13 protein-coding genes are annotated in these 16727 nt (G+C 44.6%); 3 read left to right on the forward strand and 10 right to left on the reverse strand.

Annotated elements, in window-relative coordinates; all coding sequences use genetic code 11:
* Nucleotides 1–289: 289 nt before the first annotated feature.
* The 5 genes from MARGE09_RS02820 to MARGE09_RS02840 form a co-directional block, all read right to left on the reverse strand.
* Nucleotides 290–2230: an AAA family ATPase gene (locus MARGE09_RS02820; protein WP_236985840.1), complete on the reverse strand. Its 1941-nt coding sequence runs from the start codon at nt 2228–2230 to the stop codon at nt 290–292.
* 379 nt (nt 2231–2609) lie between these two features.
* A complete protein-coding gene (locus MARGE09_RS02825; RefSeq protein WP_236985841.1) occupies nt 2610–3356 on the reverse strand; it encodes a metallophosphoesterase in 747 nt (248 codons plus the stop codon).
* Nucleotides 3353–3952: an HAD family hydrolase gene (locus tag MARGE09_RS02830; RefSeq protein ID WP_236985842.1), complete on the reverse strand. Its 600-nt coding sequence runs from the start codon at nt 3950–3952 to the stop codon at nt 3353–3355. The genes MARGE09_RS02825 and MARGE09_RS02830 overlap by 4 nt, the downstream gene beginning before the upstream one ends.
* Nucleotides 3943–4320 carry a hypothetical protein gene (locus MARGE09_RS02835; RefSeq protein ID WP_236985843.1) on the reverse strand — a complete coding sequence of 126 codons (378 nt, stop codon included), beginning with the start codon at nt 4318–4320 and terminating at the stop codon, nt 3943–3945. Before MARGE09_RS02835 ends, MARGE09_RS02830 begins: the two co-directional genes overlap by 10 nt.
* A gap of 209 nt (nt 4321–4529) precedes the next feature.
* On the reverse strand, nt 4530–5306 hold the full coding sequence (locus tag MARGE09_RS02840) for a hypothetical protein (RefSeq protein ID WP_236985844.1): 777 nt from the start codon (nt 5304–5306) through the stop codon (nt 4530–4532).
* A gap of 130 nt (nt 5307–5436) precedes the next feature.
* Between MARGE09_RS02840 and MARGE09_RS02845 the strand changes: the two genes are divergently transcribed.
* The gene (locus MARGE09_RS02845) at nt 5437–5700 is read left to right on the forward strand and encodes a helix-turn-helix domain-containing protein (protein ID WP_236985845.1); all 264 of its coding nucleotides are present in this window, start codon (nt 5437–5439) and stop codon (nt 5698–5700) included.
* Nucleotides 5701–5853: 153 nt separating this feature from the next.
* On the opposite strand, the gene istB is transcribed toward MARGE09_RS02845, so the two are convergent.
* The 5 genes from istB to MARGE09_RS02870 all read right to left on the reverse strand — a co-directional run bounded on the left by istB (nt 5854) and on the right by MARGE09_RS02870 (nt 13483).
* A complete protein-coding gene (istB, locus tag MARGE09_RS02850) occupies nt 5854–6618 on the reverse strand; it encodes an IS21-like element helper ATPase IstB (RefSeq protein ID WP_236985846.1) in 765 nt (254 codons plus the stop codon).
* Nucleotides 6615–8096, reverse strand: a complete 1482-nt coding sequence (istA, locus tag MARGE09_RS02855; protein ID WP_236985847.1) for an IS21 family transposase — start codon at nt 8094–8096, stop codon at nt 6615–6617. Before istA ends, istB begins: the two co-directional genes overlap by 4 nt.
* Before the next feature lie 339 nt (nt 8097–8435).
* Nucleotides 8436–9029, reverse strand: coding sequence for a hypothetical protein (locus MARGE09_RS02860; RefSeq protein ID WP_236985848.1), 594 nt, complete (start codon nt 9027–9029; stop codon nt 8436–8438).
* Entirely contained in the window at nt 9019–12429 is a 3411-nt protein-coding gene (locus tag MARGE09_RS02865) for a hypothetical protein (protein ID WP_236985849.1), read from the reverse strand. Before MARGE09_RS02865 ends, MARGE09_RS02860 begins: the two co-directional genes overlap by 11 nt.
* Before the next feature lie 610 nt (nt 12430–13039).
* Nucleotides 13040–13483, reverse strand: coding sequence for a Cd(II)/Pb(II)-responsive transcriptional regulator (locus tag MARGE09_RS02870; RefSeq protein WP_236985850.1), 444 nt, complete (start codon nt 13481–13483; stop codon nt 13040–13042).
* Nucleotides 13484–13540: 57 nt separating this feature from the next.
* Between MARGE09_RS02870 and MARGE09_RS02875 the strand changes: the two genes are divergently transcribed.
* Both MARGE09_RS02875 and MARGE09_RS02880 read left to right on the forward strand, forming a co-directional pair.
* Entirely contained in the window at nt 13541–14680 is a 1140-nt protein-coding gene (locus MARGE09_RS02875; RefSeq protein ID WP_236985851.1) for an ISL3 family transposase, read from the forward strand.
* A 324-nt stretch (nt 14681–15004) separates the two neighbouring features.
* Nucleotides 15005–16708, forward strand: coding sequence for a phosphoethanolamine transferase (locus MARGE09_RS02880; protein ID WP_236985852.1), 1704 nt, complete (start codon nt 15005–15007; stop codon nt 16706–16708).
* Nucleotides 16709–16727 lie beyond the last annotated feature (19 nt).

Raw genomic sequence — 16727 nt, forward strand, 5'->3', positions numbered from 1 at the left:
ATTCGAATACCTACTTTTTGCTCGAATTGTCTTTAGTATCCGGTCAATCTCCTCAGGCGTGAGATGGCTGCGCCCCCTGAGTTCATCATTCGGCTTTCTCGAGCCTCCCACTGCCCGTAAAATGAATATAATACGGAAATTTTGGGTAATGCATGTGTAAAAATCAACTAATGCTGGGTCGCTTGAACGCTGCGCAGCAGCGTTTTTCAGGTATTGCAAGTTCTATTCGCAGAGGCATGACTTGTTAATCAGCTGTTTTGAGCAGTATAGTCTAGAGCCATTTGCGGGACTATTTTTTTTCAAACATTAGGTTTACAGATTCGAAGATCGCCTCAAACTGATTTATAGTAATCTTATCAAAAGAGGTGTAGGTAGCACCGCTTTTCGCTAAGGCATTCGCAGGAGAGTAATGATTGAATCGATTGATTTTAAGGTGATTGTTGATTTGGGGGATTATCTGTCGATCTTTCCCTTTTATTTCGCCATCTTTGATATTTGGGTGATCTGGAAAGGCTTTGTTAAATAGTCTAAGGTAGTCCCCCTTAGAAAAGACATCCTCAATATCTGCACTCTTGAGTCCATTAATATATTCATCAAAAAACTTAATTCGATTTTTCTGTATTATTTTCTGTTGGATGAGGCTGTCAATTTTTTCTTTATTGCTATTGTCAATATTGGAATCTAACAAACATGCAATTTTTAGTTTGCTCCCGCGTAGAAGAGACACGAAAGTTGCAACCTTATCAAGCCCACCCACAGGGACTATTGTAATATCTTCGTCCAACCCTTCGCCACCTTTCTCTTTAAGGATTGAATCCATTACTTGTAGATACACCAAGTCTGATACACCTTCAACCAATAGATTGTTGTTTGAAATGAATAGATTTTGGGCAATATTGTATCCGAGCGCGGCTTGCAATGGAAATAAGGTATTTGGGTCTTTCTCTTGAATGCTATCAGATATCACTGAACCCTTTTCAGTTTCCAAAACAGTTCTAACTCGGTGCAACTTTTCGGAATTAACCATAAACGGCGAGTGTGTTGTATAAACAACTTGATAATTTTCGGATAGCGACTCAATAAAGTCTAAGAGGTTTTCTTGGGCAGTAGCATGCAGGTTAAGCCCCGGCTCATCCAGCAATAAAATGTATGACGAATTTTTATCTTCTTGAATTTTTTTAAACCAAACAAGAAAAGAAAAGAACCAGTTGAATCCTTTACTTCTATTTTTTAATGGCAATGACACCTTCGTTCGATTGTTTCTTACACGAATATCTAATATGTGCTCTACAATACTAGTATTGTTACCCCTTGTTATATGTTTTTTATCAATTTTAAACTGAATTTCGAGATTAGAGTTTGAACCCCAGTATTCAAACAAGTCTTCTGAAATTGATGCTTCAGTTGCCTCTAATTCAGCGATGAAGTTCTCAAAATCATCTGAATCTAATATTTCATCTACATTTATATCTGCAAGCTCGAAGAGTGCCTTTGCAGTTTTTTGCTCTTCATCTTCCAATTGATCATTTTGAAGGCCTTCAATACTGATTCTTGACGGCAATGCATAATATTCATCGTAGTAAAGGAATTTTGGTGTATGAGGGGAAATCCATTTAGTGTAAATGTAGCCGTCTAGATCGCTGTCCCACGATTTATTTTCAGGGAAGTAATCCAAAAGATCATTCAGGTAATCTATGGTCTCTTCGGTATCTTCATTTGCACCTATAGACCCAATGACTTTCATTACTGAGACTCGTGTCCGTGATGACTTTAATTGCGTTTTGATTGCCTCATCTATAATCGTAGATGTATCTAATTGAGCATCCCAAAAGGCCTTATAATCTGCCTTGATACCCGATATGGTCACGGAGTTGTCATACTTTACTATTCTCGAGAACGAGGTTTGCGTAAATACTGAGGCACCTAGTTCATCATTGATTTCTTCAATCAAAGCGTCTGAGATTTGAAAGGTTGCAGTAACTGCTTTAGGGTTTTCCTTCGACTTGTCAAGAGACTTCTTTTCTTTGCGCGGGTAATCGTGTGTAGTGTTAAATTTGAATGAGTCATCGCTCTCAAAATAGTTTGTTTTTGCTAGTGACTCGAGAACTGTAGTCTTACCAGACTCATTCATGCCTACCAATGCGGTGATCTTTTCATCTAGTTCAAAACTTTGGTCGAATTCAATACTCTTATACTTGTGGATACACGCATCTTTCAGTGTGATTAGCATGCTGTTTCTAATCTCCATAGCTGTATGTGACCGGACATCGCTGCAATGCACGGTAGTTCAATTAACTCCAAAGAGAGTCTTGGGTTATATAGGTGAGTAAATATACTCCTAACATGTATACGGTTAATCGAAATGTCAATTCCGCTAGGCAGGTTGGCGCTTAAGTATCCATTTTGGCGTCTCCAGTCCGCTGTTTTTAATCGAAAGCACGGTGAACGCTACTCTGTCACGCCTTGAAACCCTGAAATCCAACTAGCCGACTTAAACTGGCGAACCATATTTTCACTATCACTGATTGGCGACTGTTAGGTGTCAACTATCTTGTCCGATTAGCGGCAATTATGATGGGGGTTAGGTGCGTTCTTTTTGAGGTTTTCACCTAAATATATACTATGAGTTTCTCATTGAAATCCAGATTAGTGTATCCGGCATACCCCTTTGGATTGCATATGACGCGACATTTATCAATTTCATAATTGAGCGATCTATGTAGGTGACCGTGCAGCCATAATTCTGGCTTACATTCGCGAATAAGAGACTCAAGGTTTGAGGCGTAAGCGGGTGTTGCGTCATCACCGAGAAAGTCTGCCGGAATGGATCTCGCACTTGGGCTGTGGTGGGTTATTACGACATTGCGCTGCCCTCTCAGTGCTTCAAGCTTGTCGGAAAGCCACTTTCGGGATTGGTGATGAATAGTTGCAACATCAAGTGAGCGCAGCTTTCTGTATCCGGGGACGACCCTTATTTTCTTGAAGTCGTTCATGATCTCTTGGCATTTGATACCTGACGATTTGGCGTCGCCATAAAGCTCAAAATCAGTCCAAAGCGTACAGCCCAAGAAGTTAACTCCCTCAATGTTGACATGATCGTTTTCCAATAAGCGAACGTTCGTCCCCTTGCACAGTTCACGTATTGAATCGATGAGCTTCGGGTAAGCTTTCTTGTAGTATTCGTGGTTGCCTAAAACATAGAGTACCGGCTTGTCCGGTATGCTATCTAGAGCCCAATTAATACCGTGATATTTTGTGTGGATATCACCGGCTAATACCACAACATCACAATCAGTACTTTTATAGTCGTAGCGCTCAAACTCAATATGGAGATCGCTAAGTAGTTGAATTTTCATAAGCTATTTCTTTTGAGTGTTGAAGGCCTTTCTTCATTACGGACTAGGTGCAGCGCTTGCATTCCCGCATTACAAGGCCCTTGGACGTCGGCTAGTAATGTATCCCCGACGAATAAACAATTAGCTGCATCTACATTCATTTCTGTGGTAGCAAATTTATAGATGCTGGGCTCAGGCTTAATAAAGCCACATTCAAAACTTAAAATCTTAGTAAATGAGTATCCCGCTAGGAGTTGTGAGATGGCTGCCCCATAAGGTTTTGCTAGGTTGGAGCAAATAGCTAACTGAATATTTTTGTTTTGCAGCGCATCCAGCGTTGGCTCCACATCGTCAAATAGTTCTAATGATTGCAATTCCATTTCGATATCATCGGTTAGCTTTTTAATTAAACTATTTGGGGCAGGGATTTCCATGTGCGCTGCCAGCTGCCCGATTTCAGCATTCGTGGTCATAATGGTTCGTGCATCATTCGGTTGTGGCTTTCGCCCTTGCTCTCGAGCCCACTTGAGAAGCTGTCGGTAAGGATGACGCTGAATTCTGTAGCGTACTATAGTTCCAAAAAGATCAAAAATTACAGCTTTAGGCTTTATTTGCATATTGCAATTGCTCTGGCGATTTTAACGATATTCAAATTACCAAATTGGGCTTCAACATCAGCAATTAACAGATGAGTGAATTGCACATAGTCATTCCACTTAGTAGAGCTAAGGTGAGAGCCATCCAATAAGTTAGATGTCTTATCAAAAAGCTTAAGTAGGCGAACGGTTGCGGGGCGTGCAAATATGTGAGCCTTTTCATCTGTGAAGCTTGAAAATGTCATTGCCTTTATCAGGGTCCGAACGTCGTCGCTAACCCTTGGTGGCAATTCAGCATTGGTATCCTCTAGGGCATCATGCCACATCAGTGCCTGGTACCCGTTTAATCGTAAGGCCTCATCTAGCGCGGTCTCGGTCATGATTGTCATGGCGCACCAAATGGGATGGATGATGTAAGGCGTAGATTGATCATGAAATCGCACGGAATCCGCCGGAGTTATCGAAGAATCGATGTGTGCATATTTCGTGAAAGCTACGCTGTCGACTATTTGTTGGGCTACCTTTCTTGTATCCATTGGGGCATTCGCAAGTTAGAAGTGGCAGTTGTATAATCAGTCATTTAAACCCAGCTATTGATCTAAATTCTATCTAGTAGTAAACCGGCACAATTTGACTCGAACTGCCGGGGGCTTAAATTGAGGAAATACCTAGCAATGATTTGCGATAGTGATGAAAGCCGGTAAGTCGGCTGATTCCTAAACTGGGGAACCTTCCGCTCATCATTTAGGTAGCACTCATGAAATCCAAATACAATATCAAATAAAGTCTCTAGGCCATTATCATTGGGATCAACGCTAATTAACCGAAGATCACTAGTCCCCATTTGAGTAATCGCTCGCCAGCACAGCATTTTTATTTCATTGAGAGGCCTCGCTAGAACCAAATCTTCAATAACTGTTGGTGGGCACCCTTTTGAGCTGATTTTGGCACCATTTTTCTTGACGAGATAACACATGGCTCTAACGCACTCGGCTACGAGAGCATCCAACACCCAAGCCTTCATCGCATTGCTATAACTCAAATGTGTTGCATCATTGCTAATGTCAGCAAGAAGTTTTCGCAAGACTAAATCATTGTTTTCCGTTAACAGTTTTACGACTTTCCCGCCGTCACGGTTTATCGCTACAAGCTCTTTTTTCTCTAGGGCATTCAAGGCTTTTAGCGTTAAAAATTCACTGCCAGTAAGATCGGACTTCAATACTGCGTCCAGCCGAAAAAAAGACTGAGGGCGATCTAAAGTCGTCAGTGTGGCTGCTAGACAGGTTTTTTCGCAGATAGTTAATTCGCTTAGCCCAGAGGCAGAGCCCGTCAGTGGATCTGCTGTGGGGTCTCGGTTCGATGTAGATTGAGTCATGGTAGCTATGGCCTCAGATATCGGTGCGAAAACATATATTAAAGGCAAAATACTCAAAAGGTAAGATATATCTGGTGTTTTTGTTGGCTTCATGGGCACATCATTAGCGGCCATGAAAAAAAGATACCCCATGGCGAGTCATGCTCCGACGAAAGATGACATTCGTCTAAAAACCGCCGAAGCCTGCAAGAATGTGGGAATATTCATCCGTTCAGAGCGGAAAAAGAGAGGTATTACTCAAGAAAAGCTTGCCGAGTTTGCAGGTATTTCGGAAAAGTACCTATCGTCGATCGAAAACGGAAAAGAAGGGAATATTTCTCTTGGATACTTAGTGGCAGTGGGCTTGGTATTGGAAATCGAACTGAACGATTGGTTTCGGCAAGACGAGCCCTAATGGCTGTTGGCAATCAGGTTCATCACTCCCTGCTTAACGCACCACTTCATTCGCATTTTATTTATCCTATGAATTCAGACTCAATCTATCAATTTAAGATTGGTTGTTCGGCGTCAACTATCTTGGCCGGTCGGCGACAATTATGATGGCCGGTTAGGCATGTTGTGATTTACGGGTTGTTCGCTGTTTTAATTGTTCTCGTTTTCTATAGCTTTCTCCTTCTAGTTCGATAATTGTCGCGTGGTGTATTAGCCTGTCGATGGCGGCTACCGTCATCATGCTATCGGGGAAAATGTTGTCCCATGAGCCAAACGGTTGGTTGGCGGTGATGATCAAGCTGCCGCTTTCGTATCGATGGGCGATAAATTCAAACAGTACCTGTGTTTCGGCATCGGTTTTTTTCACGTAACCAATATCATCGATGACGATGACACGGTATTTATCCAGTCGTGTCATGGCTGCCATCAAGTCTAAGTCGCGCTTGGCCTGTTGCAGTAGTTGCACCAACGCGATGGCGGGAAACAATTTACAGCGCACGCCTTGCTCAATGAGTTGGTAGGTTAGAGCGCTGGCGATATGGGTTTTGCCGGTGCCGCTCGGGCCGATGAGTAGCACATTGTCGGCATGCTCAACCCAAGTGGTATCTTGCTTGAGCCGAGCCAGTTGCGCTTTTATTTCTCGGCTTAATTTCTCGTCATTAAACTCAGTAAAGGTTTTACCACCCGCGAGCTGCGCTTCACGTATCCATTTTTGAGTGCGCCGTTGATAGCGATCTGAGATTTCATACTCACACAATGCCGCTAAGTATTCCGTGTGTGACCAGCCTTTTTCGGTCGCGGTTTGCCAAAGTGATTGGTAATGTCGCACGAACGCTGGCAGGCGTAATTCTTTGAGCAATAAGGCGGTTGAGTCGTTCAAAAGGGTGCCTCCTGTGCTCGGGTTTTCTGCTCGTTCAAGGATGACAAGAGTGCGTCGTAGCTTTGCAGGTCATGCTGTTTGGCTTGCAGTTCGGGAACCGCCTGGGAGGGGCGGTAGAAGCGATCTTGAAGGGTTTTAATTGACGCGAACTGGCCGAGTTTGGCCTCTGACAGCAGCTCTTCCCCCAGTTGTTTCTCGGCGTCATATTCACAGGCAAGGCGTAGGACAGTCACCATCCATTTACAGGCTTCACGGCTCTCCAGTGCTTCGTCCGCGTATTGCCAGAGTTGTTTGTAATTGTCGTCGGGCAATATGTCATCGCGAATCTGAGAGTAGCGGAAGGCTTGGGGTTTGGCCGCTAATGAGTGGATGAGGTGCTTGTAATCAATGCGTTTGGCGCGCGCATCTTTGTGACCAGGGTAAACGCGCGTCAATGTGATCGCGCACTGCTGCCCCACATAGATAGCGAGCTTGTCATGATAAAGCCGAACCTGAACACGCTCCCCAATTAATCGTGACGGCACGCTATAAACCACGCGGCGCACTTCAATGGTTGATGAGCGAGTCACTTTTAGGCTCAGCGTTTGGTAGTTGGCGGTTTGCTGCTTGGGCAAGCCTTGCAAGGTTGGCTTTTCTTCTTGAAAACGACTGTGTGAGCGGCGATTCAAGCGCTCACATAGTTTATCGATAAAGCGTTGATAAGACTCAATGTTATCGAAGTCGTGACTGCCACGCAGTTTTAGCTGCTGTGAAATGCGACGTTTTAGCGAGCCGTTTGCGCATTCAACAATGCCATTTTCATGGGACTCCCCCACATTATTGCGCGTTGGCGTCATGTTGTAATGCGCGCACAAATCATCATAGGCACCCGTCCACTGGTTTTGTTGATTGTTGCGGGCCGCGCTTAAACTATCCGTGCGATGCTCAATGGGACAGCCACCTGCTTGCTGTAGAGCGCGCTGCAAACCCGTGGATAAAGCCGCAAAACTTTCACCACCTTGTATAACGGTCACTGACCGCCAACCACTGTAGGCTAAGCGAAATTGGTAGAGCAAGTGTTTAAAGGGCTCCCCAGCAATCGTGATCGCACTGTCGGGGTGAGTAAAATCCGAAAAGCCTTGCCGACCGGCTTCGGCTTGTTGGCGAAATATGACTGTCTTGTCCGGCCCATGTAGTGCTTTCCATTGTTTAACGCGGCGCTGCAATGTACGCAGTACGCGCTGATCATAATGGGTTGGGTAATGCTCTTCGAGATATTCAAGGAGCGTGGTGCCCGTTAGCGCCGGCTCAGCCCGCAGTAACGGCTCCAGCTCAGTTTCCCAAACGGCTTCCAATGGATCTTCTCGGGTTCGCCAATCCCTGTCGTTTTTGGGGCGCGGTGTTGTTGAAGCGCTCTCGATTCTTCGTCCGCTGCGCGCCGAAATACCGGCTTTGGCCGCGGCCGCTTCTTGGTTTGTACCTTGTTGACGATGCTGCATATACAGCTCCTCTTGTCGGTGGGTGATGTGTTGACCTGGCACCTTGCTCTCCACATTGGAAACAAGACACCGATTGTCACACCCAACCGGCCAAGATAGTTGTCGTCAACCGGCCATCCTAATTGTCGCCGAACAATTGGTCGAAAAACTGGATATCCAGCTAAATTCAGGCTGGCGCCAAGGCGAACACAAACCCTTATAGTCTAGTCGAAATCTCTACAGCCAATAGGTTCAATGTCTATGATTATCTAAGGCATGTTATTGTAGGGCTGCCCAACAAACTGCATTTGATCGGTTATATGATTTCCGCAAAAAGTAAACCTGCCTTTCTTGCGCTCGCTATCGTTTCGATGTATTGAGCCACTCGAAAAAGCTTGGCGGGAAGTCATTTTCAGTAGCAATGATTCCTACTCCATGAGGATCGACTAGCTCCTTAGAATCGATATCAAGATATGCCCCCTCTATTTGGTCCACCACTTTATTAAACAAATGGAACCAGGACGCGTGACAAGAGGCCAGCAGTTTCTGGTCGTGGTTATGCACCATCACACCCTTTAACTTACCCTCTATTTGGGATCGATCTTTCAATATGGAAGCGATTTCTTCCTTTATTCGCCTGTTCTCGATAGACAATTCCCTGCAGGCTAGCTCGACCCGAAGCTGCTCCGCCTTGCCATCATTAAGAGGGTTTTTCTGGTTAAAGTGTTTCAGTAGCGCTGCCCTGTACAGCGGGTTCCTTAGAATTGTACTTTTGTTCACACTGCGCCCACCAGTGTCGGATTCAGAGAGCTGCTTAGCAATATACTTCGCGAGCGAGGTAAGGTTAGAAAACTTCATACCGCTAAGGCTAACATCAACTAGTATGTTAGATATAGCATCCAACCTAAGTCGTACCCGTTCTTCCCAGTGATCACGCAGCGCCTTATCTTTCATTCAGCCCCTCCAGAGATACTAACTCTCCGACCCGAATTTGCTTCCACGGATTGCCAGACTGTTCCAATGTTTTAACGGCCTCTTCCAAGGATATTCCATTAAGCTTTGCGACTTTGGCTATCAACTGCGCAGCAACTTCTACTGGGTCGCTATCGATCTTATCTAGAATTTCAGGGGTTATATTGCTAATAACCTTTCGTGCCAACCTTTTTGCTCTGAGCTGTAGCGTCTCGCTCTGAAGCGTCTGAACTCCCGAAGTCTCGAGCATCCTTAGGAGGATTTCAATTTCTGGATTGAGATTATGGGGGCTGACATATCGAGCAACTCTTCTAAGGTGTGCTTCACCTGTTTCTCCAAGGAGAATTTGATCATGGCTCATGCCTCGCATTGTTTCGTGTCTTAACAGCCATGCGGAGAACTCCGCCACCAGACACATGCGTTTGGCAAAAAAGTTTTTCCGCTCACCAGAGGTTAACGCTTCTTTCTCAAGAGTCTTAGATAAGTCACATATTTGATCACCAAGAAGCTTGATAGTAGCTGCAATGGCAGGTGCATCACTTGCGACTGATATGGCCGCAGGACAGGCACCACACAACTTCTGATCATCTAGCATGCGGCGGATGTCGGTAGGGCAGTCATTGTCATATGGGCAGATGTGTGTTCTATTAATTGCGATTTTATCAGCCGGAGCTCGACTATACGCATCTTCAATGCTGAAGCCCTCTGCCGGCGCTGCAGAAATACGGAAGTACTCTTGGGTGATGCCACAATCCTTGATATGCGCAATAACCTCTTTATCGTCCCGTGTAAACGTATTGATTGGGATTGGTATCGGAAAGCCAGATTCTTTCGCTAAGCGAACGCCGTCTTCAAAATCATCGGGGGTATTCTCTGCGTAATATCCAACTACTGATGCTGCTTGCCCAGTGAATAGCTTACCTATCATCTCGTGAGAAACGAAGTTGCTATAGTAGCTGTCAAGTGTTTTCCTAAAACTATGCAAAGTGATAGACGAGCGATATTCGAAAAAGGTCACTGGGCGTGGGCAAATATCCAGATCCTTTTTCATATCAGCCTTTTCGACTACATATGAATTTACTTTAGATGTAGCCCTCAGCGCTTTGAGCTCCTCATACTCTTCAAAAGTCATCCCCGAAATTTTTGGATAAATATAGGAGTTAAGTCTGACCCCGCAACGATCAAATAATCGTTCAAAATTTGCCAATATGTAGGTCAGCATTGTAGATAATTCAAGGCCGGCGCTGGCTTCGGAGAAGGCAGTGCTATATCGAAACAGCGGACACACGCTTGGCCACTTGCTATTGGCATTATTCTGGTAGTTAACCTTAGCGGACGCAATTTCATCCCCTAAAACCTTACATCGGATATTTTTAAGCCGGTCTAAAATACGCATAACTTTCATTGGAATATGACTTTGATACGGCCTAAGTTGGGTTTTGTCTGTGTTTATATTTAATGGGACAAGGCGCTCGTTAGAGTTCGGAATTTCACTGGCTGCATTGTAGCTTCTCACATCTAGCCAGAATGCGTTGCTGAACCTAATCCCGCAGTAACTAAGCAGGGTGACAATCGCAGAAAAAACGTGGACCTTACTCGCGCTGATCGTAAGATCATCAAGGGGAGAGGAGGAAAATGAGATCTTTTTGTCCCCGAATGGAAAAGACTGCGCATCCAGAATTTTCTGCATCCGCTCCCTCCAAGCCAGCTGATCTATATCGTTACAATCCACGTCTTCCATTACCTGAATGCAAGCGTCTGAAAACCTAATAGAGTATTCTTTAAAGAGAACCCAGTACTGATAGTCTAGCTTGTTTTTTTTTGAAACTTGATATCTTTCTCCGGGTATTGGCCTCCACGCAGCCAAAGGGTTGTCTCTTTTACGACTATCTCCTCCTATGTGATAAGCATGCTCAAACATGTTGAATATGGTTTTATAATTATCTCGAATAGAGTTGTTTCGCCGGCCTTCATTATCATCAGCTGACGCCGATCGAACTTCCGAAATGAATTCAGGTAGTGTGCAAGGCAAAATATTGCTTGGGTCGTTTTTCGAAACGAAAAAGCCGCTACGACGAACGAAGATATTTGGATTGAAATCTTCAACCTCTGATGGAATTTTTAGACCTTGATTAATTTTTCGTTTAAACCACGGCAGGTACGAAAACATATAAACATTAAATATTGCTAGCCGACGAAGGGTACTTTTCGTCGTATATTTCTCAAACTGCTGGTACTCCAAATAATCCCGCTCCAGCGAAATCCAATATTTATTTTCCTTTGTTACGCGTATTTTATTTGGCTTGAACCCGGAAATTAACGTAAGGCTAATGGAATAATCTCCGATAGTTAGCGCCGACACGGGCTCAGAAATATACTGGGCATAGCCTTCCAATGCACAATTAGCTGCCAACTTGAGCTTACCGTACAGTTCGTTTTCCAAGTACCGAGGAAGAGCCTTAGTTTTTCGTACCTGCACCCTTTTCCCGATTACTGACCCTCCAGCTGTTCTTGCCGACGAATTCGCTCCTGACAAACCTAGATGCTCACTTAAGGCTTTAAGCTGAGGGTGATAAACCCTACTTACAGAACTAATCGAGAATTCACGCTCGTAGAGTTTAGCGAACCTCTCTCGGAGGGTGGGATCGGCGGCCGTTACGGCGGACAAAATATTGAGGATTGGCTGTAATGATCGAGAGTGCCCCGTTTTGGTGTTAATTCCTTTAAGCAAGTTAGCTAGTCGCGGTAAATCTATCGTTTTTAAACCGTTAAACGCAAAATGATGCCTAACTACTGCCAATGCATTTGAATATGACTTGCTTCTTCCTTCGTTATTCTCGAGCCAAATAATCGTGGCTTTCGCAAGCTCATGATCAGCAAACTCCCCAAAGAGCTTTAGCCTGTCCACGCTAGTTGCGACCATCCAGTGCTTAACTTCGTCTGGAAATTTTGTAAACCAACTAGATTGGATAAAAAACCGTGATGCAGGTGGAGATATAAGAGGGTATAGCTGAACAGGCAAGCGCGCCTCTATGGTGAGCCAATAAAACAAGCCGGAAAAGAGTGAGCCAAACATTGCAATATTTTTGTTGCCAGAAACGGCTTGCCCTACAAACCTAGTAATGAGTGAACCCGCTCGCCTTGGGTCAGCATATATGCTGGGTCCTTGGCTGTAGCAAAGAAGATTGACCAAGGACTCAAACTCTAGCCCCTTTATGTAACCTAAAGAGAACCCCATAGTTAGCCACTGTAACGGCGATTGCATTTCAGAAGACACGCTATTAACCGCCAAAAATTCTAATGAACGAGCTTTTATTTTGTAATCGCTGAATATACTCTCCGTGCAGATGTACGGGCCGTCGATATATGGATTTTGTTCCATTCCTCTACCCCCCTGTTGTTCTGGTCAAATAATCTCGGACACATAGCTAGGTGGTATTCTACAGATATAGGAGCATCACATGAGCAAGAAACGACCGGTTGTAGCACAAAATTCAATCGAGAGGCGGGAGCTCGTCACCGAGTATGGTTACAAGTATTCTTAAGGTCTGCGGTGCGCGCGGAGTGATAGTGCGTTAGGGGGCTGGATTGATCAACTGACGAAAGAGCTATCGGGCCAAGCTCCTGAAGGGGCTGGTGCTTTTACTGCAGTGTATCAAGATATCCAGAGGTTATACTCTAAGATTAAAGACCTAGAAGAGGGTAGTGAAATCCTATAAAAGACCTAAATATACTCAGCACTAGTGCGGACTAATTTATCACTGCGGAAAGTCCGCCAGAAACAGATCAGCAATAGAGCTTTATTCCGGATTGATTGCAGCGCTTTCTTTGGCGAGCCACTTTCAATTAAACGATTAAACGAGTTTACCAGCAGCGTTAACTGGTCAAGGCGAATCGGTTTGGAGTGCTTTTAGGCGACCGGATGCAATCCACCTTGTTGACTTTCGAAATGCTCAATAGTTCTCGGATCTAGTGAATAACGCCTGCCATGCCTATTTCCTTGTACTGGTACCGCTTGGCGAGCGCTCGGGTTTTGGTAGTAACTCTCCCAATATCCCGCACTGGTCGACCGATCTCGCGTTGCCGCATTTAAGCCGTAGCTGCTTGAGGTCGCCATGAAGCTTTTTCAGATCCGAGATGCGCGATTCTACAACGAGCAGGTGCGTATCAATCATCTCATTTACCGCCTCGCACGGCGTCCCCGGCGAGTTTTGTAACGATACCAGGTGTTTAATCTCGCTTAAGGTCAGGTCCAGCGCACGGCAGTTTTTGATGAAAGACAGTTTTTCTAATACCACACTGTTATACAAACGAAAGTTTCCTTCGGTACGCTCAGGCGCCGAAATTAAGCCTTCTTTCTCGTAGTAGCGAATTGTCTGGATTGAGCACCCACTGCGTTTTGTTCGGCGACAATTAGGATGGCCGGTTGACGACAACTATCTTGGCCGGTTGGGTGTGACAATCGGTGTCTTGTTTCCAATGTGGAGAGCAAGGTGCCAGGTCAAGACCGTCGTTATAGAGCGATTGACCCGTCAAGTAATGAGGCGGCCAACATCAACCGATACTTGCGCAGAACGATCCGTGATGTCCCTTTGTGTGGCTTCGAGTGCTATTTGGAAGTTGAGCTCGCTCAAGTTGTGACGACTTGCGGTAGGCGTCTAATGGAGGCTTGCGAATTTGTCGATACAGGCAATCGCTATACTCAAAGATTTTGCCAGTTGGTGAGCGGATTGTGTCGCCATATGAGTATCAGCACGGTCAGTCGGCACCTAAAGCTACGATGGGAAACGGTGAAAAATATGGATAAATTTCACCTAGAGAAAACGTTGCCTGCACTTAATCCTGAAAAATTAATTGACTTAAAATATCTTGGGGTCGATGAAGTCGCTAGAGCCAAAGGCCATGATTATATGACGGTGATTTATGACATGGAATCCGGTCATTTAATTGGCGTTGAGACAGGCCGTAAAGCCGAGGTGTTGACAGCGTTTCTAAAGCGCTTACCAGCACAAACCGCTGAAAACATAGAGGCGGTAGCCATGGATATGGGGCCAGCCTATCAAAAATCGGTACGCGAATGCTTGCCTAATGCTGACATTGTTTTCGATCGGTTTCATGTGATGCAAAACTACAGTAAAGCCATGAGCAATCAGCGTAGGATCGAGTTCAGAAAGGCGGATCGCGCAGGCAAAGAGCAGCTTAAAGGTACCCACTACCTGTTGTTAAAAAATGCCGACAAGTTAAATGATAAACAAGCCAATAAACTCCAGACATTGCTCGAAAATAATTCCAATATCAATACACTTTATATACTCAAAGAGCAGCTCCAAGCTTTGTGGAATGCAGGGAATTATGACGCCATGATGAATGCATTGGAGCAGTGGTGCGACATCGCGGAACAGACGAATATGCTCTATCTCAAGAAATTTGCAAAGTCACTAAGGAAGCATAGCGTAGGCATTTGTAACTACGGAAAACACGGGCTGACTAGCGCCAGAATTGAAGCCGGCAATGTCAGCATTGGCATGATTCGCAAGCGAGCAAGAGGCATCAAGGATACCGAGTACTTCAAGCTAAAAATAAGGCAATCATCGATGCCTGACGAGCAATCCATGTTCTATGGAAGCCACTAGATCACCTCACTAAAGCGGAGAAGAGCCAGAAAACTAAGAATATTATCAACTAAATCAACTGGTTACAGACGAAGTGACCAAATCCAACACTTTTGCCGGCCGGCCCCCCTATACTGCAACAAACTCGCAAATCAATCATCGTGCTCAGCTAGCGGGTAAGGCCCGCTAAATTACGCCGACTCATACTCGTGATTCTTTTTCCGCTATTTTTACCCCCTTACGCGATTGATTTTAAGGTTCTCACCCCTCTCACCTGCAAACACGCCAACCCAATGCGCACCTAGATTGCTCTTGGCTTTTCCTATTACGTATTAACGCGCTGCCATGCAGGTATTATTGATGCTATTACAATCGCCTCTTTTTACGCTATTACGCACCCGCTATAACGTAACTTCAACCACCTTGATACTACTCATAGCAATCGTCATCCCTGCTTTTTACAATCTCAATTTTTGGCTGAGACTACTACAAACTTTTGAGCAGCTATCACTACCCGCCATTGGTTTTAGTGTCATGTTTTTTACACTTATCAGCTTTTTAGTGTTTATGTTATTGAGTCTCTTCAACCATCACTATCTGTTAAAACCCGTCGCTATCACGCTGCTATTTAGCGCCGCGAGTATTGCCTACTTCAATAGTATTGGCGTTGTGATTGACGAGGTTATGATTAAAAATATTACCGAAACCAATACCCAAGAAGCCATGGAGTTGGCTAATGGCTCCCTTCTCACCTACCTTCTCATTCTAGGCTTTATACCCGCCTTTTTTATCGCACGGCTTAAGCTTAATTATCAAAGTAAATGGGTGCGATTAAAGCGCAGTAGCCTTTACAGTATTACCATGGCCTTAGGCGTATCGGCACTCCTGTATAGCAATTTTCAATTCACCACTTTTTTTGGTCGCGAAAACCGTGATTTACGCTTATTTGTGAATCCATTATTTCCACTTTTATCGGTTAATAAATATGCGAGCAGTCACTTCAAGACGGTAGAAGTATTTGTGCATGTTGGTAGTGATGCACAACAAATAAAACTCGCTAAAAAAAGAACCGTCGGCATTTTTATGCTGGGGGAAACCGCGCGCGCCGATCATTTTGGTATTAATGGTTACCCTAAAAATACCACGCCCAATCTGGATAAACGCCTCGCGCAAGGTCGCCTATTTAATTTTAGTGATGTCACCGCCTGCGGCACCTCTACGGCTTACTCGGTACCGTGTATCTTTTCATTACTCGATGAAGATAATTACTCCCCCAATAAAGCCCGCAATCAATCCAACGTATTAGATATTTTAGAAAGTGCCGGTATTAAAACGCTCTGGCGAGACAATAACTCCAGCTGCAAGGGCGTTTGCGCGCGCATTGAAAATGAAAATTTTCGTGACCACATCGACAAGCAGTCTCTTTATTTTCACGAAGGAGCATATTTAGATGAAATACTGCTGTCTAATCTTGATCGGGTTATTGCCACTACCGATAAAGATATATTAATTGTCTTGCATCAACTAGGCAGCCACGGGCCGGCCTATCATCGCCGCTACCCCAAAAGCTTTGCTAAGTTTTCGCCCAGCTGCGCTTCTAACGCACCACAAAATTGTACTCCCACGGAGGTTAGTAACAGTTACGACAACACCATTGTTTACACCGACTACCTACTGGAAAAAACAATTACATTACTGGAAGAGCACAGCCAGGATTACCAATCCTTTATGCTGTATGTTTCTGATCACGGGGAATCGCTTGGTGAAAATGGGGTGTATTTACACGGCCTACCCAAAGTCATCGCGCCAAAATCACAAACCCACGTACCCTTAGTATTATGGTTATCCGACGATATGTATAATACTTTTGGGGCACCCGTCGCGCTGGAAGCGTATGCCAATGGCTGTGTCGAGCGCGAGCTGTCACATGACCACATATCCCATACCCTACTCGCAATATTTAACGTAGAAACATCGCTTAAAAAGGCAGAAAAAAGTATTATTAATAACCACTGCTTGCTTTCTGGAATGCTGGCAAAAGAACCTTAATTCAGTAAAATCACACGGC

Source organism: Marinagarivorans cellulosilyticus, assembly GCF_021655555.1.
GTDB classification, from domain to species: Bacteria; Pseudomonadota; Gammaproteobacteria; order Pseudomonadales; family Cellvibrionaceae; genus Marinagarivorans; species Marinagarivorans cellulosilyticus.